At 53.0% G+C, this 22,456-nt stretch carries 14 protein-coding genes; 13 read left to right on the forward strand and 1 reads right to left on the reverse strand.

What is annotated here, in order from left to right; all coding sequences use genetic code 11:
- Position 1 precedes the first annotated feature (1 nt).
- From PUT07_RS08800 to PUT07_RS08835, 8 genes are all read left to right on the forward strand, one after another.
- Positions 2 to 832, forward strand: a complete 831-nt coding sequence (locus PUT07_RS08800) for a carbohydrate ABC transporter permease (protein ID WP_274467585.1) — start codon at positions 2 to 4, stop codon at positions 830 to 832.
- Positions 832 to 1,794: a phosphoglycerate dehydrogenase gene (locus PUT07_RS08805; RefSeq protein WP_274467586.1), complete on the forward strand. Its 963-nt coding sequence runs from the start codon at positions 832 to 834 to the stop codon at positions 1,792 to 1,794. The genes PUT07_RS08800 and PUT07_RS08805 overlap by 1 nt, the downstream gene beginning before the upstream one ends.
- A gap of 14 nt (positions 1,795 to 1,808) precedes the next feature.
- On the forward strand, positions 1,809 to 3,110 hold the full coding sequence (locus PUT07_RS08810) for a hypothetical protein (RefSeq protein WP_274467587.1): 1,302 nt from the start codon (positions 1,809 to 1,811) through the stop codon (positions 3,108 to 3,110).
- Between the two features lie 31 nt (positions 3,111 to 3,141).
- Positions 3,142 to 4,047: a dihydrodipicolinate synthase family protein gene (locus tag PUT07_RS08815; protein WP_274469258.1), complete on the forward strand. Its 906-nt coding sequence runs from the start codon at positions 3,142 to 3,144 to the stop codon at positions 4,045 to 4,047.
- A 27-nt stretch (positions 4,048 to 4,074) separates the two neighbouring features.
- Complete coding sequence (locus PUT07_RS08820; RefSeq protein WP_274467588.1) at positions 4,075 to 4,677, forward strand: AAA family ATPase; 603 nt, start codon at positions 4,075 to 4,077, stop codon at positions 4,675 to 4,677.
- Entirely contained in the window at positions 4,662 to 5,312 is a 651-nt protein-coding gene (locus tag PUT07_RS08825; protein ID WP_274467589.1) for a bifunctional 2-keto-4-hydroxyglutarate aldolase/2-keto-3-deoxy-6-phosphogluconate aldolase, read from the forward strand. The genes PUT07_RS08820 and PUT07_RS08825 overlap by 16 nt, the downstream gene beginning before the upstream one ends.
- A gap of 329 nt (positions 5,313 to 5,641) precedes the next feature.
- The gene (locus PUT07_RS08830) at positions 5,642 to 7,237 is read left to right on the forward strand and encodes a xylulokinase (RefSeq protein ID WP_274467590.1); all 1,596 of its coding nucleotides are present in this window, start codon (positions 5,642 to 5,644) and stop codon (positions 7,235 to 7,237) included.
- Positions 7,238 to 7,254: 17 nt separating this feature from the next.
- Positions 7,255 to 9,069, forward strand: a complete 1,815-nt coding sequence (locus PUT07_RS08835) for a family 43 glycosylhydrolase (RefSeq protein ID WP_274467591.1) — start codon at positions 7,255 to 7,257, stop codon at positions 9,067 to 9,069.
- A 77-nt stretch (positions 9,070 to 9,146) separates the two neighbouring features.
- Here PUT07_RS08835 and PUT07_RS08840 read toward each other — a convergent pair whose 3' ends face one another.
- Positions 9,147 to 9,986, reverse strand: coding sequence for an AraC family transcriptional regulator (locus PUT07_RS08840; RefSeq protein ID WP_274467592.1), 840 nt, complete (start codon positions 9,984 to 9,986; stop codon positions 9,147 to 9,149).
- A 130-nt stretch (positions 9,987 to 10,116) separates the two neighbouring features.
- Here PUT07_RS08840 and PUT07_RS08845 point away from each other — a divergent pair, with 130 nt between their 5' ends.
- The 5 genes from PUT07_RS08845 (at position 10,117) to PUT07_RS08865 (ending at position 22,353) form a co-directional block, all read left to right on the forward strand.
- The gene (locus PUT07_RS08845; protein ID WP_274467593.1) at positions 10,117 to 11,598 is read left to right on the forward strand and encodes an alpha-L-fucosidase; all 1,482 of its coding nucleotides are present in this window, start codon (positions 10,117 to 10,119) and stop codon (positions 11,596 to 11,598) included.
- 338 nt (positions 11,599 to 11,936) lie between these two features.
- Positions 11,937 to 16,868, forward strand: coding sequence for a chondroitinase-B domain-containing protein (locus tag PUT07_RS08850; protein WP_274467594.1), 4,932 nt, complete (start codon positions 11,937 to 11,939; stop codon positions 16,866 to 16,868).
- 100 nt (positions 16,869 to 16,968) lie between these two features.
- Positions 16,969 to 18,096 (forward strand): alginate lyase family protein, encoded by a 1,128-nt coding sequence (locus PUT07_RS08855; protein WP_274467595.1) that lies wholly within the window; start codon positions 16,969 to 16,971, stop codon positions 18,094 to 18,096.
- Between the two features lie 88 nt (positions 18,097 to 18,184).
- Positions 18,185 to 20,500 (forward strand): helix-turn-helix domain-containing protein, encoded by a 2,316-nt coding sequence (locus PUT07_RS08860; RefSeq protein ID WP_274467596.1) that lies wholly within the window; start codon positions 18,185 to 18,187, stop codon positions 20,498 to 20,500.
- A 212-nt stretch (positions 20,501 to 20,712) separates the two neighbouring features.
- Entirely contained in the window at positions 20,713 to 22,353 is a 1,641-nt protein-coding gene (locus PUT07_RS08865) for an extracellular solute-binding protein (RefSeq protein ID WP_274467597.1), read from the forward strand.
- Positions 22,354 to 22,456 lie beyond the last annotated feature (103 nt).

Below are 22,456 nucleotides of genomic sequence, written 5' to 3' on the forward strand. Positions count from 1 at the left end.
TATGGAAAAAAATTCATTAGGCAAACAGATCACCGTATACGTCGCTCTGGCCGTGTTACTCGTATTTGCGCTTTTCCCGCTGTACTGGATGTTGAATACATCCTTCAAATCCAACGGCGAGATTTATAATATGACGCCTACCTTTTGGCCGAAGCAATTCTCGGTGACAGCTTACGTCAAGCTTATTACGGAAAAAAACTTCCTCGTTAACATAAAAAACAGCTTGATCGTGTCCGTAGCCGTCGCGTTCGTCTCGATTATCGTCAGCATGCTTGCCGCTTATGCGATCTCGAAGCTGCGCTTTATCGGCCGCAGTCTGATTTCCCGAGGCATTCTGTATGCGTATTTGATGCCGCGTGCGGTCTTGTTCATTCCGCTGTATATGCTGGTATCTTCCATCGGATTAAACAATTCGATCTATGGTCTGATGCTCATCTATCCGACGATTACGATTCCGTATGCGACCTGGATGCTGATATCCTATTTCAAGTCCATTCCAGTTGAAATCGAAGAGGCGGCCATGATCGACGGCTGCTCCAGGGCGCGTACGATGCTGAACATCATCTTCCCGCTGGCGGCGCCGGGGATTGCGGCCACGTTCATTTTCGCCTTCACCCTGTGCTGGAGCGAATATTTATACGCCTTGGTTGTGGTGACCAAAGGAACGGACAAAACGATTACGCTCGGCCTCTCCGATATGATCGTCGGCGACGTCTTCGCCTGGGGACCGCTGATGGGGGGCTCCATTATCGCGTCCATCCCGGTCATCATTATGTATCTCTTTACATCAAAATATATGGTCAGCGGTATGACAGTAGGAGGAGTTAAGTAATGGCAGCAATGCGAAAAGTGCTAGTTACGGCAACGAATTATTCCGTCTTGTGTGCGGAAGCGAAACAGATGCTGGAGGAAGCCGGCTGCGAAATTATTGAAAACCAGGTCGGCCGTCCGCATACGTTCGAGGAGCTTGTGCCTCTCGTAGGCGATATCGACGGCGTGGTCGCAGGAGTCGATACGTGGGACGAAGCCGTATTCAAGCTGGCCCCCAAGTTGAAAGGGATCGCACGATTCGGCGTAGGGGTAGACAATATCGATTTGGCCCAAGCCAAGGCATACGGCGTCAAGGTAACCAACGTGCCGGCCGGCAATGCGAACGCCGTGGCCGAGCTGGCGGTCGGATTCATTCTGTCCGCGATGCGGAATATCTCCGCACTGCAGCAATCCGCACGGCGCGGTTATTGGGACCGCAGAGTCGGAGAGGAGATGGCGGGGAAAACCATCGGTCTGCTCGGCTTCGGCAACATCGCCCAGATGGTGGCCAAGAAGTTGCAAGGCTTCGACGTGAAGCTGATCGCCTTCGACAAGTTCCCGAATGCTCCGAAAGCGGCGGAGCTGCAGGTTGAGATGGTCAGCTCGGATGACGTGCTCAGCCGGAGCGATGTGGTCAGCATGCATCTCCCGAGCTTGAAGGAAACGTACCATATGATGAACGACGAGGCATTCGCCAAGATGAAGCCTGGTGCGATCTTCGTCAATACGGCGAGAGGAGCTCTGGTGGACGAAAAGGCGCTGTATCGTGCGCTGAAAGAAAACAAGATCGCGGGCGCAGCCATCGATGTCTACGAGCAAGAGCCCGTTTCGGCGGATAATCCGCTCTTCGAGCTGGATAACCTGATTGCTACGCCGCATACCGCTGCCGAGACCGTAGAGACGTATCGCAGAGTCAGTCTGGTGACGGCCAAGGCGCTGATCGATATCTTCGCAGGCCGGGAGCCGGATAACGGGCTTACGTAAAGGGGATGGCGTTCATGCAGCTCAACCTTGGCCGTATTAACCTGGCCGGATGGGCACCGAAGCGGCTGCCACGCATGCTGCCGGTCAGGCAGGCGTTCACATCCAAGAGGATCGACCCGGCCGACCTGCCGAAGACGATAGCCGAGCAATTCCGCAGAGAGGGCATCGGCGATACGATTAAGCCGGGGATGCGAATTGCCATCGGCGTCGGCAGCAGGGGCATCGGCAATCTGGCAGCGATTGTCCGTGCCGTTGTATCCGAGCTGCGCAGTCGCGGAGCCGATCCCTTCATCGTGCCGGCCATGGGGAGCCATGGCGGCGGCACGGCGGAAGGACAGCGCGATGTGCTGGCGGGCTACGGAATCACAGAAGATCATGTCGGGGCGCGGATCGTAGCTTCTATGGATACTGTCCATGTGGGAACTGTGCAGGACGAGGTCGAGGTTCATTTCGACAAGACCGCTTATGAGCAGGCGGACGGTATCGTGGTTGTGGCTCGAATCAAGCCGCATACGGACTTCAAGGCGCCGATCGAAAGCGGCATCACTAAGATGCTGACCATCGGCCTTGGGAAGCACAAAGGTGCAGCCTACTTGCATCAGTTCGGCTTTCAGCGCTTCGGAACGCTGCTGCCGGCGGCAGCGTCGCTCCTTCTTGAACGTACGCCGTTTCTGTTCGGCGTCGGCATTGTCGAAGACGCCTATCATGATACGGCGCTGGTGGAGTGCGTGGCGAAGGCTGAGCTCCCGCATCGCGAGCAGGAACTGTTGATCGAAGCGAAACGGCTGATGCCCCGGTTATGGATGACGGATATCGATGTGCTGGTCGTGGACCAAATCGGCAAAAACATCAGCGGGAGCGGGATGGATCCGAATATCACCGGGCGCTCCGGGGCCGGGGGAATATTCGGTGTCGGCCCCCGTATTCATAAAATCGCTGTGCTCGGACTAACGCTTGAAACGAAGGGGAACGCGGTCGGGATCGGCCTCGCCGATTTTACGACCAGACGGACGGTTGAACAGATCGATTTTGCGGCTATGTATACGAACGTGATTACGTCCCTTGGAACGGAGGGAGGGCGGCTGCCGATCATCATGGAGAGCGATGAAGCGGCAATTGCCGCCGCCGTCTTCAGTTCAGGAGCAAGGGATCATGCGCAGGTCAAGATCGTGAGAATCCGGGATACGCTTTCCCTGCATGAAATATACATATCGGAAGGCTTCTGCCCAGAGGTGGAGGCCCATCCGCTGATGCAGCCGACCGGCTCGCTCCAGGACTGGCCTTTCAATGGGGCGGGAGATGTCGTAACGGAATGAGACAGGCAATAGGAGGAGAAACAAGGTGAGAATGAATATTGCGGACGGCATTTGGCCGACAATGATTACGCCCTTTACGGAAAAGAACGAAATCGATTATGAAGCCTTGGAACGGTTGATAGAGTGGTATATCGAACAAGGGGTTCATGGACTTTTTGCAGTTTGCCAGTCCAGTGAAATGTTTCTCTTAACCTTGGAGGAACGGGTTGAACTGGCGGCATTCGTCAAAGCGAAAGCGGCAGGCCGCGTTCCGGTCATTGCCTCAGGGCATATTTCCGATACCTTCGAAGACCAGGTGAACGAAATTAATCGTATGGTTTATACAGGAATTGATGCCATGGTGTTAATTACGAACCGTTTGGCAGGCGAGCATGAGTCCGATGAAGTGTTATGGAGCAATTTGGAGAGGCTGATGGCAGCCATTCCAACGGATGTACCGCTCGGTTTCTACGAATGCCCCTACCCGTACAAGCGTCTGATCTCTCCGGAGATCCTGCGGAGATGCTCGGCAACGGAACGATTCCTGTTTCTTAAAGATACCAGCTGCGATGTCAGCCAGATCCAAGCCAAGCTGGCAGCCATTCAGGGCACAGGGTTGAAAATCTACAATGCAAATTCAGCAACGTTATATGAAACGCTGAAACTGGGGGTCTCCGGATACAGCGGGGTGATGGCCAATTTCCATCCGGACCTGTATGTGCGGCTTATGAACAAGGCTTTCGCTGCGGGCGAACAGGCTGCCGAGCTTGCTGACTTCCTCAGTCTGTCATCCTTGATCGAGAAGCAGCTGTACCCGGTGAATGCCAAGTACTATCTGATGCTCGAAGGCGTACTCCGTAACGAGTACTGCCGATCTAAAAATCATGCCGAGTTTACGCCGACGAACCGGCTTGAGGTGGCACAATTGCACCGCATGTCCAAGCGGTACCGGGATTAATCCAATTGGAAAAAGGAGGGATGCGAATTGGACCCTACCGTCATCTTCTTGATTGGAGCCGCCGGAACCGGGAAATCTACGATCGGTAAACGGATTGCATCCGAGCTTCAATGCTGCTACCTGGATAAAGATACCGTTTGTAATAAATTTACCGGGCTATTGCTGGAAACGCAGGGCTATTCACCCTATGAGCGTGATAACTGCGCCTTTTACCGTGAAGTGGTGATGGATATTGAATACCAAGCTTTGCTTGACATTGCCGACGATAACCTCAAGCTCGGCAGATCGGTCGTCCTGGATGCGCCGTTCTTGGGCTACTTTTCGAACAAAGATTATGTGAAGGAGCTAAGCCGGCAATATGATTGGCACCATATCAAACGATTGGCTCTGCAAGTCCGTATAGATATACCGGTGTTAAAAGAAAGGCTGCAGGCCCGCGGGCTGGAAAGGGATCAGTGGAAGCTGGCCAATTGGGAAGCCTTCGTTCAAAGCATTCAGGAGAAAGAATGTCTTTGGGAAGATATTGAAATGAAACGGGTGGACAACAGTTCGATTCCGATAGACAGAGCAGGACTTATGCGCGTATTAGGATGTCACGAACAGGAGGAATCGGTATGTGGAGGAAATTAGGAAATTTGAACAAGATTGCGGAAACCGGCATCGTGCTTATTATCCGATCGGATAGTGAGCAGGAAGCGCTTGCTGTCGCGGAAGCAGCGATCGAGGGCGGCATCAAGGTGCTGGAAATTACGATGAGCGTGCCGAACGCTCTGGAAGTGATTCGCACATTGGCCAAGAAATATAACCATGGCGATATTGTGATCGGCGCAGGTACGATTCTGGATGGTGAAACCGCCAGGAATGCGATTCTGGCCGGTGCCGAACTTCTGGTAAGTCCGCAGCTTCATCCGGATATGATTACAATGGCGAACCGTTATCAGGCGATTACGATCAGCGGTGCTTTTACGCCCAAAGAGGTTGTGGAAAGTCTGGAAGCGGGTGCAGACATTGTGAAGCTGTTCCCGGCTGAAGCAGTGGGACCGCAGTATGTTAAAGCGATTAAAGCGCCATTATCGCAGGCGCCGATCGCGCCGACCGGCGGCGTGACGCCGCAGAACGTGCATGAATGGCTGCAGGCAGGCTGTGTGGCCGTCGGTGTGGGAAGCTACATTACGAAGGCGGCACAGAAAGACGGCGATTACGGGAAAGTCACCGCTGCGGCAAAAGAGTTCCTTCAAGCCGTTTCACTCGCCAAACAGGCATGAGATTGTTATAAAGGGTTGTCCTGCAAGTCGTGCATCGTGACGGCGGGAGAACCCTTTTGTTATGCAGCACATTTCGGTGCTGAATTGCTTGTACGTACCTTTTTGCTGATAAGGTTTCAGACTAACGCCAAGAAGTCCAACTCCAAGAAAATGTATCTAAATAATTTTCAAAAAATCCTGGGTTCAAGTATAGTCAAACATGTACGTACAAGTTATAATACTTTTGTAGGTAATTGAATTGAGCACGGTTACATGGACACAATGGCCTTTCTCTCGTCCAAATGGGGGGAGGGCCGTTATTTATGTGAAAAGATACGGAGGAGTATATGATGAGTGTTGAGATTAGGAATGCAATTCAGAATGGACGAACTTCGTTAGGTATCGAGTTTGGGTCTACGCGAATCAAGGCCGTGCTGACCGGGGAAGACTACACGCCAATTGCCTCAGGCAGTTACGATTGGGAGAACAGCTATGTCAACCAGATTTGGACATACGGGCTGGAAGATGTTTGGAAGGGCTTGCAGCATTGTTACCGGTCCATGGCGGATGAAGTAAAGGGCAAGTACGGAGTTCCTTTGCAGACCATCGGTGCCATAGGATTCAGCGGTATGATGCACGGGTATATGGTATTTGACGAAAAGGGCGAGCTGCTGGTACCTTTCCGTACGTGGAGAAACAATATAACGGAGCAAGCGTCGCACGTTCTGACCGAATTGTTTCAATACCACATTCCCCAGCGCTGGAGCATTGCGCATCTATACCAAGCTATTCTGAATCAGGAAGCGCATATTCACGATATCGATTTCCAGACTACATTAGCCGGCTACATTCATTGGAAACTAACCGGCCGGAAAGTATTGGGCATAGGCGAAGCTTCGGGCGTATTTCCGATTGACTTAGCATCCAAGACTTACAATGCCGGCATGATTGCCAAATTTAACGAATCGACTGCGGCACATAAGCTGCCGTGGAAACTGGAGAACATTTTGCCTGAAGTCTTAGTCGCGGGCGAACATGGCGGTGTATTAACGGAAGAAGGAGCACGGCTCTTAGATGTCAGCGGGGAATTAAAGGCCGGTATTCCGATCTGTCCGCCTGAGGGAGATGCAGGGACCGGTATGGTTGCAACGAATAGTATCGCTGAACGTACGGGGAATGTTTCGGCCGGTACTTCCGTTTTTGCTATGGTCGTACTCGAGAAGGAACTCTCTCAAGTGTACTCGGAGATTGACCTTGTGACGACACCGACGGGTAGCTTGGTCGCTATGGCTCATTCCAATAATTGCACGTCCGATCTCAATGCTTGGGTCGGTTTATTCGAAGAATTCGCCGTGGCCTTGGGACAACGTGTAGACAAAAATCAATTATACGGCACCCTGTATAACTTAGCCCTGCAAGGAGACCCGGACGGCGGCGGCTTGTTGGCTTACGGTTATCTTTCAGGCGAGCACATCACCCATTTCGAAGAGGGACGTCCGTTATTCGTGCGTTCATCAGATAGCAAATTTAACTTGGCGAATTTCATTCGAACCCACTTGTTCACCTCGTTGGGAGCACTGAAAATTGGCATGGACATCCTGTTACAGCAAGAGCATGCCAAGCTGGAGAAAATTCTGGGTCATGGCGGTTTCTTCAAGACGGAAGGCGTCGGCCAGAAGATCATGGCGGCTGCTCTGAATGTTCCTGTCTCGGTCATGGAATCGGCGGGTGAAGGGGGAGCATGGGGCATCGCGCTGCTCGCTTCTTACATGAGTTCCAAAGAGGATGGCGAGTCGTTAGATGACTTCTTGAGTACCAAAATATTCGCAGAGAAAACAGGCAGGACCGTATTGCCGGAGCAAACGGATGTTGCAGGTTTCGAAGTCTTCATGGAAAGGTACAAAAAAGGGCTGGTCATCGAGAAGGCTGCCGTCGACAATTTGTAAGGCTAGGAGGATTTTCATTGACAGCACGTAATTGCACATATGCAGGTTATCTTTTGACGCATTTCATCGGGGAACATCCGGACGGTGAGCAGATCTATTTCTCCTACAGTGAAGACGGTCTGCATTGGAAAGATCTGAACGCAGGTTTACCTGTGCTGCGCTCCGAACTAGGGGAGAAGGGCGTGAGGGATCCTTTTCTGGTACGCTCGCCCAAGGAGGATAAGTTTTATCTGATCGCTACGGATCTTCGAATTGCCAACGGGAAGGGCTGGCAGGCCGCGTCGGCTGCCGGCAGCCGAGACATCATCGTATGGGAATCGGCCGACCTGGTCCGTTGGTCTGCGCCATGGGCGGTCACGATCGGCGTTCCGGGGGCCGGCTGCGTCTGGGCGCCGGAAGCGATCTATGACGAGGACTCCGACGATTTCCTGGTGTTCTGGGCCTCCGCAACGCAGGAGCCGCAGGATCAAGAACGGAAACAAAGGATCTATAGCGCCCGTACCCGGGATTTCCGCAGCTTCACAGCCGCTGCGACGTACATTGAGCGGGAGAACCACATCATCGACACGACGATGATTGCCCATAACGGTACTTACTTCCGGTATTCGAAGGATGAAACGACGAAGAATATCCGGGTCGAGCAAGGCGCGTCGCTTGCCAAAGATGCCTTTAGCCATGTGAGCGCTCCGGCTTTGGAAGCATTGTTCGGTGTGGAAGGACCGCAAATGTTCAAGTTCAACGACCGCGAGGAGTGGTGCCTGATCGTAGATCGCTTCGCCGAAGGGAAGGGCTACCTGCCGCTGGTGACCTCCGACCTGGCAAGCGGTGAATTCCGCGTTCTGCAGGAGGGCGAGTTTGACCTGGGTCGAACCAAGAAACGCCACGGCGGGGTTCTCCCGATTACCGCTGATGAATGCAGCCGCCTGCTGGCGGCGTTTGGCGACGGCCATCAAGTATTGCCCGGGCAATATGCCGATCCCGATATTGCGAAGTTCGGGGACCGCTATTATCTATATCCCACAACGGATGGCTTCAAGAACTGGTCGGGCACGCAATTTCACGTGTTTTCTTCGGCGGATATGCGGATCTGGAAAGACGAAGGCGTGATATTGGACCTAGCGACGGAAGACGTGCCTTGGGCAACCGGCAGCGCATGGGCTCCGGCCATTGCCAGCAAAGCCGGGAAATACTACTTTTATTTCTGCGGCAAGATGGCCAGCGGCGAAAGCGCCATAGGCGTTGCGGTTGCCGAATCGCCGGCAGGTCCGTTCCGCGCACAGCCGAAGCCGCTGATTACATTGGAACAAATGAAGCGTCTGGGCATATCCATGGTACAAACCATTGACCCCTCCGTGTATATGGAGGAGGACGGCAAGGCCTACTTGCTGTTCGGCAACTCACACGGTGCGATCGTACAGCTCAGCGAAGATATGGTGAACGTCGTGGAAGACACAATGAACAATATCGCCGGCCTGTACGACTTCCGGGAGGCGGTCACTGTGCTCAAGCGCGGCGGCTTGTACCACTTCACGTGGTCTTGCGACGACACCGGAAGCGAAGATTACCATGTGAACTACGGCACGGCGGAGCAGCTGTATGGTTCGGTAACCTATCGGTATCCGATTCTTACCAAAAATAAGGAAAAGGATATGCTCGGCACCGGTCATCATGCCATTCTTCAGGAGCCCGGTACGGATCAGTTTTGGATTGCTTATCACCGGTTCGTCACGCCGCTTACCCGGTTTCAGGAAGGCAAAGGATTCCATCGGGAAGTCTGCATCGACCGGCTCACCTTCGGTGAAGACGGATGGATGCAGCCTGTACAGTTATAAAGCAGGCAGCTAACGTAATAAAGAAAAGAAAGCGCGAGTGTTGTTGAACTCGCGCTTTCTTTTTAGCTTGGAATCGTTCACCGTAACGTTTGATGCGAGCGAAATGTCATCCGGTAGGCGGTCGGCGAGAAACCGGTCGACACCTTAAATAATCTCGATAAATAGGAGATGTCGGGTATTCCGACTGTTTCACCGATTTCGGATAACAAGAGGTTCGTCGTCACAAGCAGCAACTTGGCTTCTTCCAGTCTTTTCTTATTGATGTATTGGATCGGCGACGTACCGAACTGCCGTTTAAATACGCGGATGAAATAGTTGGGATGTAAGTGCGCTTGTTCGGCCAATTCTTCAATCGTAAGGTTTCGGTGGTAGTTGCCTTGAATATACGAAATCACTTGCTGGAGCGGTTCAGATACAAGAGAAGGCCTGAGCCCCTCCATGGATGTAACAGCATGTTCCAAGTAATAGGAAATTAATCTCAACATGGCGGATTTAATAAGAAGCGGGCCGCTGATGGAGGCGGCTGAATCGCCATTGAGCAATTCGCCGAACAGCTGTACCGCTTCGCTGTCATTCGTCGTATCAATGAAAAGTGGAGCTTGAAGCAAATCAAAGAGGTTGCGTTCTCCGACCCGGGCCGTGAAATGGCACCAATACTTCGTGTATCTGGGGCCGCTTGTGTAAGAATAAGATTGCTTGACGCCATGCGGCATCAGGAACAATTGTCCAGGCTTCGGATGAAATTCCGAGTCTCCAATCTTGATCCAACCTTCCCCGTCACAAATCAAATAAAATTTGTTGAAGTCCGGTGTGTAATCGATCTCCCGCCAATCGCTCCATACACGATTGTATCCAATCGCTGTTACGCGGACATCCAAATTCTCCATGTACAGTCGGGTTAATTGCCGGTTGCTCACATCCTCACTCTCCATTCCATCTGCGGTAGATAGTATTATACAACAGGAAGTTAAGATTAGATATTCATATGGCTGCATGAAGTTGCTAGGATAGAAGCGAATCCAATATGAGAATAGGAGGCAGTATGACATGAACGGGAACACAATCGCCAGCGGTCCGTTTGAGCCTACCTTCGAATCGCTCCGCCAATTCGAATGCCCGGAGTGGTTCCGTGACGCCAAGCTTGGGATCTGGTCGCACTGGGGCGCTCAGTCGGTACCGATGTATGGAGACTGGTATGCACGAAACATGTACATCGAAGGCTCCGAGCAATATCGCTATCATGTTCGCCAATATGGACATCCCTCGAAGTTTGGCTACAAAGATCTGGTACAGCTGTGGAAAGCGGAAGCGTTCGATCCGGATGCATTAATGGACTTGTATACGGCAGCTGGAGCTAAATATTTCGTGGCACAAGCGATGCATCATGATAACTTCTTTAATTATGATTCTGACATTCATCAATGGAACTCGGTCAATATGGGTCCCCGCAAAGATATTGTTGCTATGTGGAAGGAGGCGGCTGTACGGCGCGGATTGCCTTTCGGTCTGACCGAGCATCTCGGCGCGACATTCAGTTGGTTCCACTGGAACAAAGGACGGGATAAGGAGGGCCCCTATGCCGGCATTCCTTATGACGGCAGCGATCCGGCATTCGAAGATTTGTATTTGCCTAATAGCGAAAAGACCGACCTTACGGAGCCATGGTATACTTCCAATCCATGGTGGCATCGTCATTGGCTGTCCGTCATGAAGGAAATCATCGACAAGTATCAACCGGATTTGCTGTATTCAGACGGCGGGTTACCGTTCGCAGACACTTGGTTGGGGACGCAGAAAACTTTCGTAGATGCCCCTGACTACAAGGCGGGACTTCTTGCTGTTGCCCACCTGTATAATACCAGCGCGGCCATCCATGGCGGCGCGAACCGGGCAGTCTATAACCAGAAGGACCGGCGTAAGGACGTATACACCATTGGCGTTTTGGATATCGAGAGAAGTCAGGAGCCTGAGATCAAGCCTGAGGCTTGGCAGACCGATACCTGTGTCGGCGAGTGGTTCTACAATGTGAAGACGGTGTATAAGAAGCCGGAGCACGTCATCGAAATTTTGGTCGATATCGTTTCGAAGAACGGCAATCTTCTCTTGAACATTCCGCAGCGGCCGGACGGCACCATCGACGATGAGTGTAAGCATATTCTCCGGGAGATGGCCGACTGGATTCGAATTTGCGGAGAAGGGATATATGGTACGCGGCCGTTCCGTGTGTCGGGCGAAGGCTTATCCCAGGTCGTTATCGATCACTTCACCGAGAACGCAGTGAACTGGTCGCGGGACGATTATCGGTTCACACAGAAAGGGAACATCCTGTATGCCTTCCAAATGCGGTGGCCTGAGGATCATATCGCCGTTATTCGCACCTTGACAGCCGCTGACAAAGTCAAGTCAGTCCGGCTGCTGGGTATGGGTGAGGTCCCGTTCGAGCAGCCCTATGGAGCTCTGATCGTTTCGCTTCCGGCATGCAGGCCGTCCAAGTTCGTCAACTGTTTGGCCATTGAGCTTGAGCCCTGATGGGATGTTGAGCGGCGAAGCTTGTCAGCTCCGAATAGGGCCTCGAATGGGCCACGCATGCCACGTAAACAAACAAAGTAAATAGAGGAACTGTGAAAGATAAATGGCTGCTTAGGCAGCCATTTTTTTGTTTTATTCGATTAGGACGTATTCATCTTCTAAATTACATGTTCGCTTTAGATATTGAGCAGTGCGATTTCAGATTTTGATGATAAGTTTGGTTTTTGATGATTTATTGTGTGTAAGGGTTTACATATGATGAGTGTATTGTTTTCGCTTGCCTGCCTTGTTGCCGGAGAGCGTCATGATGATGAAGAGGTGATGGATGTTTGAAGAAGATGTCTAGAATAGGTTCGAAGCGCACGTTCAGCATGCTGCTCGCCGCCGCATTGATTCTCGCAGAACTGCCTGCGAATTTCTCCACAGCGCAAGCGATTGCCGAGCCGGCAGGAACGCCCGGCGGTGTGGAGGCTAACTTGTTGAAATTATGGTTGAAAGCGGATTCAGCCAGCATGACCGTCAACGGGAACGGCGAAGTTACAGAGTGGAAGGACAGTAGTCCGCAAGGGAATCATTTCATCAATGACGGGACGGTCGGAGTCAATAGTCCGCGGACGAAGCCGAAATATGTTGCCTCCAATCCGCTGCTGAACTTCCAGCCTACGGTGCAATTTATCCGCTCAGGCAGCGGAAGTCTCTTATTGGATAAGGACGGTTTGTTCGGCCAGGATGAGCCGGTTCAACATGCGAGCGCCTACGCGGTCACCGGCGGGTTATCGGTATCGAACCAGACGTCGCAAATTTTTTATGAAAATTTACAAGGAACAGGGAGGTTCGGAGCGTATATCCCTATCTACTCTTCCAATGCTTCGCAAATTTTCTGGGATTCGGGGGCTGTTTCATCCGGCAATCCGCGGATGTCGACAGGGTATTCCGTGCCTCCGCTTCAATACAACAGCTGGGGCTTTCAATTTGAATCGCAGCCAGCTGTCACCGGTGCCGTCTATCAAGCCATTACGTTAGATGGACAAACGATCGCCCAATCAACGCAGCCGCGACTTGCCATGGCCGGGGATGGAAGCAGTCCGATGTCCCTCGGTTCGGCTGTTGGCGGGGGATCCGGGTACAACGGACAAATCGGGGAGATGATCGTATTCGGCGATGCCCTTACCGGCATGCAGCATAATCAAGTGCAGACGTATTTGGCCCTCAAGTTCGGCACGCCGCTGAAAGGGAAGGATTACGTATCGGCCGGCACGTCGCCTCAGGTTGTGTGGCCGTCAGCGGCCAACGCGGCTTATGGCCATAACGTAGCGGGAATCGTACGGGACCAGCAAGGTGCCTTGGCTCAGAGCACCGGCCGAAGCAGTGAGGGCGGGACGTCGTCGCAGGTCGTCATTAGCGCCAAACAAGCTTTGGCGGATAAGCAATACCTGCTCTGGGGAGATAACGGAAGCACCGCTGCTTCGCTGCCTTACGGGACGGACTTCAAGCAGTCGGCGCGGACGTGGAAGGTCCGGAATACCGGCGATGTCGGGACTGTGCAGGTCGCTTTCCCGCAAGAGATGCTCCCGTTAGGCGGATTGCTGTTAACGAGCACCAGCGAAGACTTCAGCCATGCGGTTCCGCATCCTTTGAGCCCGGTGGAGCTGCACGGAGCCGCTTATTATGCAGCGGACGCGGAGCTGGCGGACGGAACTTATTTCACCTATGCGGAGAAAATGCCGTCCATCCAGTTATCCTCCCTCGAAGTATGGGCGGACAGCCAAAAGCTGGGGATGAATACCCCATTCACGCCTGTGAAGATGGACGGGTATGAGGTGATAGTCCCGGCGGATGCCAAGCCGATCCGGTTAGAGCTGCAAGCGGACGCCGGTATTTCAACGTCCGTGACCCTGACGAATCAGGAAGGTTCGAATCAACCTGTGAGCGACGTCACCCGGGTATCTCTAGCGCCGGGTATGAACAAGCTCATGATCCGGTTGACGAGCGGTGATTCAACGAATACCTATACGCTGCAAGCCTACCAACTATCGGCTAAGGGAACGAACGGCCAAATCCGGTTGAACGGAAGCACCGTTACCGCCAGCTCCTATCAGCCGAACACGACGAATATTCCCGCCAATGTGGTGGATGGGGTCTGGGATAACGATGTACGTTGGTCGGCTTCGGGACAAGGCCAATGGCTGCAGTTCGATCTGGGACAGCCTGAGCAGGTCACCTATTTGAATATTGCTTTCCTTAACGCGATCGATCGTCAAACCCATTTTGAGATTGTCGGTTCGAATCAAGCGGATTTCCAGAATTCCGCGGTGCTGTTGCCCAAACGGAAAAGCCGAGTTCTGCAAGCCGGCGATGACATCATGCAGCCCTATGTGTTGAGCAGTCCCGCAGCCGTACGATATTTGCGTCTCGTCGGATATGGCAATACGGCAACAGGCAGCTCAGGCAACTGGAACAGTATAACGGAGGTTGAGCTGTACACAGGCACAGCCCCCGCAGTGGAGGAGCCGGCGGAGCCTGAGGGACCGCCGCAAGCCGGCGATAAACCGGTGGAGCCGCTGCCTCCCGTTCGGATCGTGAAGGTCAGCTCCGCCAATGACTTGCAGGCCGCGCTGGATCAAGCCGTGCAAGGCACAACAATCGAACTGCAGAATGGCACGTACCAACAAAACGGTCCGTTCGTGATGAAGAATAAAATGGGTACGGCAGCGCTTCCGATTCGGATTGTCGCTGCGGAGCAGGGGAAGGCGGTGATCGCCGGGGACAGCTACATGCATATCGAGAACTCCGATTATGTGGAAGTGGAGGGGCTTACGTTCCGCTCGGGCGGCGGGTCGGAGTATGGCGAGGATACGCTGCGCAGCAGAGCGGTTCCGGATGAAAGACTGACCGCCTTGAAGGGCTTGCATCCGGGTGTGGAGCTGTACGATTCCAGCAATGTCTCCATTCTGCGCAATGTGTTCGCCTTGGATGAAACAGGTCAGAGATACCGCTTTACGAAGAATGAGAACGGTGTTAACAAGCCCGTCTGGTGCGTGATTGGCGTAGAGAACAGCTGCCGCTATGGCAGCGAGTATGACCCTCATGGAGCTGTGTATACCGGAGAAACCCCACATACGCCGAACTCCACGCTGCTTACGGACGGCGGGACCGACCGGCATTATATTCAGGTAGAAGGAACCAGCAGCCATAACCGGATCGCGTACAACGATATCGGACCGAAGACCGGTTTCGGCGCCGTGATGACGTACGACGGCAAGGATGCGGTTTCACAGTACGATGTCATTGAATATAATCATTTTCATGATATCGGACCGCGGGTGAGCAACGGATTGGAGGCGATCCGTCTGGGACTATCCGGATTATCGCTAGCCCCCGGCCATGTCACGGTTCAATATAATTTGTTCGACGGATTGAACGGCGAGGACGAGATCGTTTCGGTGAAGAGCAGTGATAATACAATCCGGTACAACACCGTTCTCAATTCTTATGGAGGGATAGTTGCCAGACACGGTCATCGCAACAGCTTTTACGGCAATTTCATTATGGCCGATGGCAAGAAGCCAGGTACGAGCGGCTTCCGCATCTATGGGAATGATCACAAAATTTATAATAATTACATGGAAGGGCTTACCGACGATGCCATCCAGCTGGATGGCGGAACGGAAGACGCCGGGCCCGACGGGGGAACGAATCCGGTCATCCGCTGGGGCACCGGAGCGAACGATTTCGCGGAGCTGAGAAGCCTAACGCCGGCGAGACAGCAGGAGCTGCTGCGCGGACATTGGAGACAGTACAATGTACAGATCTTTAATAATTCCATCGTAGATTTAGGAAATAAGGCATCGGCGGTATTAATTGACAAACGCACGTTCGAGCCGACGGGAACGCAGATTTATAATAATGTGATTTACAGCAACGCCGGGACAATATTTAATGAAACGAAAGATATTACATCCGCCGGCAGGCCGGCTTATGTAGGCAACATGGCCGACGGCATCGCGGCCGTGGCTGCGAATGCGACGGTCGTAAGCGCGACGTACAAAGGCGATTTGAAGCTGGTTCGCGGCAGCGACGGACTGATCCGGCTATCGCCGCTAAGCCCTGCGGTCGATGCCGCTCAAGGTCCCTATATCGCTGCGGACGATATGGACGGTCAAAGGCGGACGCATACCGCCGACGCAGGCAGCGACGAGTACGAGCCGGCAGCCGAACCGGGACAACGGCCGCTTACGGCAGCCGATGTCGGACCTGCGGCCGGCCGGAGCATCCCGGAGACGGTGAAGCCGAGTTTGAGCAGCCTTCAGCTTAGTGCGAATCTGACCGTCTCGCCGGCCTTCCGTTCCGAGACCACCTATTATACGGTGACGGTTCCTGCCGGAGTCGGCAGCTTGAGTGTGACGCCGTCTTCCGATCGTGCGGGGTCTGCCATTCAGGTGAGCGTAGACGGCGGCGCGCTGCAATCGGTTCGCAGCGGCAGCGAGAGCGGACCGCTGGCCATCGCCGCTAGCGGCAGTGTGATTCTGATCGACGTGTCGCTGGCTTCCGGCGTGCATCAAACGTATACGATTATGGTTCAGCGTCCTCCGGCAAGCGGCTCGTCTTCATCGGATTCAGCATCCGGCTATTATCCGGCACCTACACCAGCACCAGCACCTATGCCGAACCCGATACCTGAACCGGACGTGAAGCAGCCTTCGAAACCGCTGGAGTCTGCAGCACCGGTGCCATCGCACAATTCGTTCGCAGATGTGCCGAACCATTGGGCAGCGGAGGCTATCTCCCGCGCTGCTGCCAAAGGCATTGTCAACGGCTATTCGGACGGCAGCTTCAGGCCTGACGAGCCGATGAGCAGATTGCAATTCGCGGCCATGCTGGTCCGCGCCCTGGGCTTGAAGGCCGAACCGGCGGAGCTGGATTTCGCCGATAGGGCGGATATTCCCGCATGGGCCGAAGGCGAGCTGGGCGCAGCGCTGGAAGCGGGCATTCTCCAGGGCTACGAGGACCGCTCATTACGGCCCAATGAACTCATCAACCGGGCTGAAATGGTAACGATGCTGATCAGGGCTTATTCCCGAGCAGAGGGAAGATCCGCTGCGACCACGTTCAGCGACAATTCCCGGATTCCGGACTGGGCGCTTCCAGCCGTATCGCAAGCGGCCGCTCTGGGGCTTGTAAGCGGCCGGGCGAACGATGCTTTCGAGCCGTTCGCTGCGGCGACGAGGGCGGAAGCCGTAACGATCTTGATGCGAATGTTGGAACGTTAGCCTATCTCCTAGCATGCAGCAGGTTTGGCTTCCCGGAAGACGGGGGCCGGCCTGCTGCATTTGCCGCTTAAATCTTACGCATGAAAGGAGTTCGAATAACATGCAGGGTATCCGCACAGTAAACAGGGAAAACTGGGGGAACTATCTCGATCTGGACGCGATCGTCCGGCAGGCCGATGCTTATCTGACAGCTCCTAGCGTACATATCACAGAGGCAAGAGCCGCCCAAAGTCCCGGAAGCGCACACGATTATTATTCCAATGGAGATTATTGGTGGCCGAATCCCGGTACGCCGGACGGACTGCCTTACATTCGCCGCGATGGCGAGAGCAATCCGGGCAATTTCCATGAACACCGGATCCTCCTTAGACGGATGCGGTCCCGGGTCGCCGCTCTGGCAGCGGCCTATCGCATCACGGGAGATCAGCGGTATAGCGCGAAAGCCGCGCGGCTGTTATCCGCCTTCTTCCTGGACGAACGCACGCGCATGAATCCGCATCTGCTCTATGCCCAAGCGATCCCCGGCGTATGCGACGGAAGAGGGATCGGTGTCATCGACACCCTGCACCTGATCGATGTGGCGGCAGCCGTACAGGTGCTCATGAGCTATCCGGCTTCCGAGACAGATTCCCACGTCATGCAACAGGTCGCTTCATGGTTCGCGGATTACTTGCAATGGATGAACGAGCACCCCCAAGGGGTTGAGGAGAGGAACGAACCCAACAATCACGGGATCTGCTGGTTCGTGCAGGCTGCCGCTTTCGCGCGGGTGACCGGCCATCGTGACCTGCTGGATTGGTGCCGAGAACAGTTCAAGACCCGGCTTCTGGAGGAACAGATGGACTTGAACGGCAGTTTTCCCCGGGAATTGGCCCGTACGAAGCCATACGCCTACTCGCTGTTCACTCTGGACAATCTGGTAACGCTGACGCATCTTCTCTCTACGCCGAATGAGAACTTGTGGGAATTCCAGCTTTCGGATGGACGCGGCGTACGGAGGGGAATCGACTTTCTCCTGCCCTATTTGGCAAATAAACAAGCTTGGCCCTATGGGCGTGATGTAGAATACGACGCTCACTGGCCTTGCGCCATGTCTTTCTTATTATTTGCAGGGCTCGCTTACGGCTCTGATAAGCTGTTAGCCCTCTGGCAGACGCTCGATCAGAAGCCGCAGGAAGCGGAAGTCCGGCGGAATATGGCTATCCGGCAGCCCCTGCTCTGGATATAACGGAGTCATATCGACAAGACGGTTCCTTAACTTTTCGTTATAATACAATTGAAAGCTGTTACAACATGGTGATAAGGGGTTAGTGCTAATGAAGTTTAATCGGATCCGGTTTCATAAACGCAGCGTCATGGTCACTTGGCTCACCTCCTATATTTCGGTGCTGCTCGTTCCGATTATTATCAGCGGAATCCTATATGCGGCATCTTGGCATGTCGTCGAATCGGAAGTGAATCGCGCCAACACGAACGCACTCAAACAGATGGAAATGGCGATCGATAACAGTCTAGGCGGCATTGAGCGATTGAGTCTGGAAATTTCTCTTAATAAACAAGTGAACGCTTTTATTAATACGCCGCAGCCGCTTACGGATAACGATTATTACGATTTAGTCACGATATCCAATGATTTGCGGGTTTATCAGACAGCCAACGAGTTCATTGAACAAATCTATCTTTATTATAAAAATAGCGACACGGTGATATCGACGCGCAATCGAACGGACAGCCGCACTTTATTTCAGATACTGGACGGACAGAGTCTCAAAGGTCCTGAGGCTTGGAAGACGTTCCTGGATCAGAGGTACATCCAAACCTATATGCCGGTTACGGTATCGGAAGACGACAATCCGTACAAAGCCGTACTGTTTGCGAAATCCGTTACATTGGCGAATCGGGATCAACCGGGAGCGGTGCTCCTGTTCGTCATGAAAGATTCCAAGCTGCTTGCCAATATCCCGCCGTCCGAAGCGACATCCGTTGCGGTGCTCGACAAAGAGAACCGGCTGGTCGCCTCCAGCGGGCTTGAGCAAAGCCCTGCGTTCCTCACCTATGACAATTTCTCCGGTGACAACGGTCTTTTCTACGCGGATGTGTCCGGGGAGCAGGTCGCGGTATCGTACACAACTTCGGCAAGGACCGGCTGGAAATACTTGTCCATGATTCCCGCCGAGCGCTTCGACGACAAGATGAAATATATGAAGCGGCTCGTATATGCCAGCATTGTGCTAAGCCTCTTGGTCGGCGGGGCGGTCACGTTCCTGTTCCTCCGCAAAAACTACAATCCGATTCATCTGCTCATTCGGAGCTTCTCGATGAAGGCGGGCATTTCATTCGCCGAGGGCACGAACGAGTACGGCTTTTTGCAAGAAGCGCTCAACAATACGTTCGCTGAGAAGGAAGAGGTCGACCGCCGCTTGCACCAGCACCGCGACGCCATTCGCGCGCATTTCCTGCAAGGTCTTCTGAAGGGGAATCTGGAGCAGGACATTCCCGTTCATGAATCGCTCTCGGCTCACGATATCCGGCTGGTCTCTCCGCAGGTTGCCGTCCTTCTCTTTCATATCGATCATTTCGGCAAGCTGCAGGATGATATGACGATAGATCCGCAGAAGGTGAAGCTGATGCAGTTCATTCTCATGAATGTGGTGGAAGAAGTGATCGGCAGCCATCACAGGGGGTTCACGACGGAAATTGACGATATGCAGGCATGCATTTTTAATTACGGTTGCGGGCAAGACCCGGATGAGCTGCGGCGAGTTGCCGAAGAGGTGAAATTGTTCCTGCTGGATCATTTCCATGTACAACTGACGGTGTCCATCAGCGGCATTCACACCGATCTGTTCGGGATTGCCGAAGCCTATCAAGAAGCGCTGTCGGCGATGGCTTACCGGCTTGTGACAGGAAGCGGAGCCATCATTCGATACGACGAGCTGCCGAGTTCGGAGGCTGTCCGGCAGGCCGGCAATTATTATTATCCTTTGCACGTGGAGCAGCAATTGATTAATTTCGTCAAGACCGGCGATTATGAGAAGTCGAGTTCAATTATTGAGCAAATCATTGAAACGAACGTCTCCAATGCGGTCCTGTCCGTGCCGCTGGGCAAATGCCTGATGTTCGATCTTGCCAGCACGATGCTGAAAACCATGAATGAAATCGGATCGCAAGGCAACAGAAAGTTTTTCATGGAGCAATTTAATCCGGTCGAACGGCTGTCCGGATGCGAAACGATGAATGAGATGAAGAAGGAAATTCTCTCGATTCTCGAGCAGGTCTGCCAGTCCATCCAAGCTGATCGCAAACAGGAGAGCAGCCCGCTTGGCGAGCTTGTCAGCGCATATGTGAAAGCGAACTTTGCCGAAGAAAATCTGAACATCTCGATGATCGGAGATAAATTCGGGATGACCCCTTCCTATTTATCCAAGCAATTTAAAATGCAAACCGGCGACTCTCTGCTTGATTTCATAAGCCGGACACGGTTGGAAGAGGCTAAAAAGCTGTTAGCCGAGCAGCCCCTCTCCATTATGGAGATCGCCCGCAGAGTCGGCTATGCCGACATCAATACGTTCAACCGGACGTTTAAGAAGTTCGAAGGCATTACGCCGGGCAAATACAAAGAACTGAAATGAACCGTATGGACGGTTAGTGAAAGTCGTACAAGCTTGCTTGCGCGGCTTTTCATTTTTTGCATGACGATTGCAGATTCTGATGATTGCTTTTTACGGATTTTAAAGAGCGTTTTGCAGTTTTGACGATATTCAAAAGGGCGGTTCGCCATCCATACTAAAGGCACGGTGCTGCAACAAGGGAATTTGCACTAGATCATATGAGGGGGATTCACATGAGAATACAATCCGCAAAAAAATCAATAAGCCTGGCCCTGAGCGTTGTGGCAGCTTCCAGTCTATTCGTCGCATGCTCCAAAGATAGCACGGGGAGCTCAAGCCCAACGGGAGCGGCGAAAACGACGGCTGCACCGGCAGCCGCAGCAGGCCAATATCCAATTAGTACGCAGGAGACCCTAACATCCTGGGAACAGATGGACACGAACCTGGCGTCTTTCGTCCCCAACCTTGCTGATTCGCCGTTCGGCAAACGCTTAGAGAGTGAGACCGGGGTGAAGGTCAAGTATACGCACCCGGCCGACGGTCAATCGAAGGATCAATTCAACCTGCTGATTGCATCGAACAATTTGCCGGATGTCATTGAATATAACTGGGGAGGAGGCGGATCGGCAGCATATCCGGGCGGACCGGAGAAAGCGATCGCAGACAAGGTCATCCTTCCTCTTAACGATTTAATCGATAAGAGTGCGCCGAACTTAAAGAAATTGCTGCAGCAGGACAAAGAATTGGACAAAATGATCAAAACGGACAACGGCACTTACTACGCTTTCCCGATGATTCGGCCGGATAACGGACTCGTGTTCCGGGGGCCGATGATCCGCAAGGACTGGTTGGATGAACTGAATCTTCAGGTGCCTACGACGATCGACGAATGGTATACAGTCCTTAAGGCTTTCAAGGAGAAAAAAGGGGCAACCGCGCCATTTACGGCTCAATACAGCAATGAATTGAATATCCAGGATGCGTTCATCGGCGCTTTCAAAACAGCCAACCGTTTCTATATCGACGATCAGGGCAAAGTGAAATACGGGCCTGTGGATCCTCAATTCAAGGATGCCCTGAGCTTGCTGCACAAATGGTACGCCGAGGGATTACTGGATAAAGACTTCGCGCTGAACACGGACTCCAAATCGCTGGATACGAAATTAATGAGCGATGCTTCGGGGGCGACTGTCGGCTTGCTAAGCGGCGGTATGGGCAGATGGACGGATACAGGCAAGAAGAAAAATCCGAAATTCCAATTGGTCGCAGCTCCATATCCGACGCTTAATAAAGGGGAACGCGCCTTCATCGGACAGCGTGATTTCAAATATAATCCGGCTGCAAGCAAAGCTGTTTCCGGGGATTCCAAGCACGCGGAACTGGCCGTGAAATGGATGGATTATGCATATAGCGAGAAAGGCAGCTTGCTGTTCAACTTCGGTATCGAAGGCGAGAGCTACTCCATGGTGAACGGTGTTCCGAAGTTTTCCGATAAAATCACGAAGGATTCCAAATATAACCTCCAGCAAATGGTTTCCCAGTATACGAAGCCGAACGGACCGTTCCTGGGCGATAGCCGCAAAAGTTTCAATACGTTCAAGGAGCAGGATGAAGCCATCAAGATTTGGGAACAGACGGATGCCGCCAAGCATGTGATGCCGCTCTTCTTGACGCCGACTGCTGAAGAAAGCAAGGAGTTGGCCAAATTGAATACCGCGATCGCCAGCTATAAAGAAGAAATGTTCGTTAAATTCGTGATGGGCAAAGAGCCGATCGACAAGTTCGATGACTATGTGAAACGGATCAAAGAAATGGGCATCGACAAAGTGACCCAAATCTATCAAGGCGCACTGGATCGATACAATAAGAGATAATTAGCCGGCGGCGAATCCGGCGGAGGGAGGAACCTTTTCTACCATCCGCTGGACGTGGCCGTGGCAGGAGAGGGTGACGCGATGAACACCATGATTTCCAAAA

It is taken from the genome of Paenibacillus sp. MAHUQ-63 (assembly GCF_028765165.1).
Lineage (GTDB): Bacteria > Bacillota > Bacilli > Paenibacillales > NBRC-103111 > Paenibacillus_E.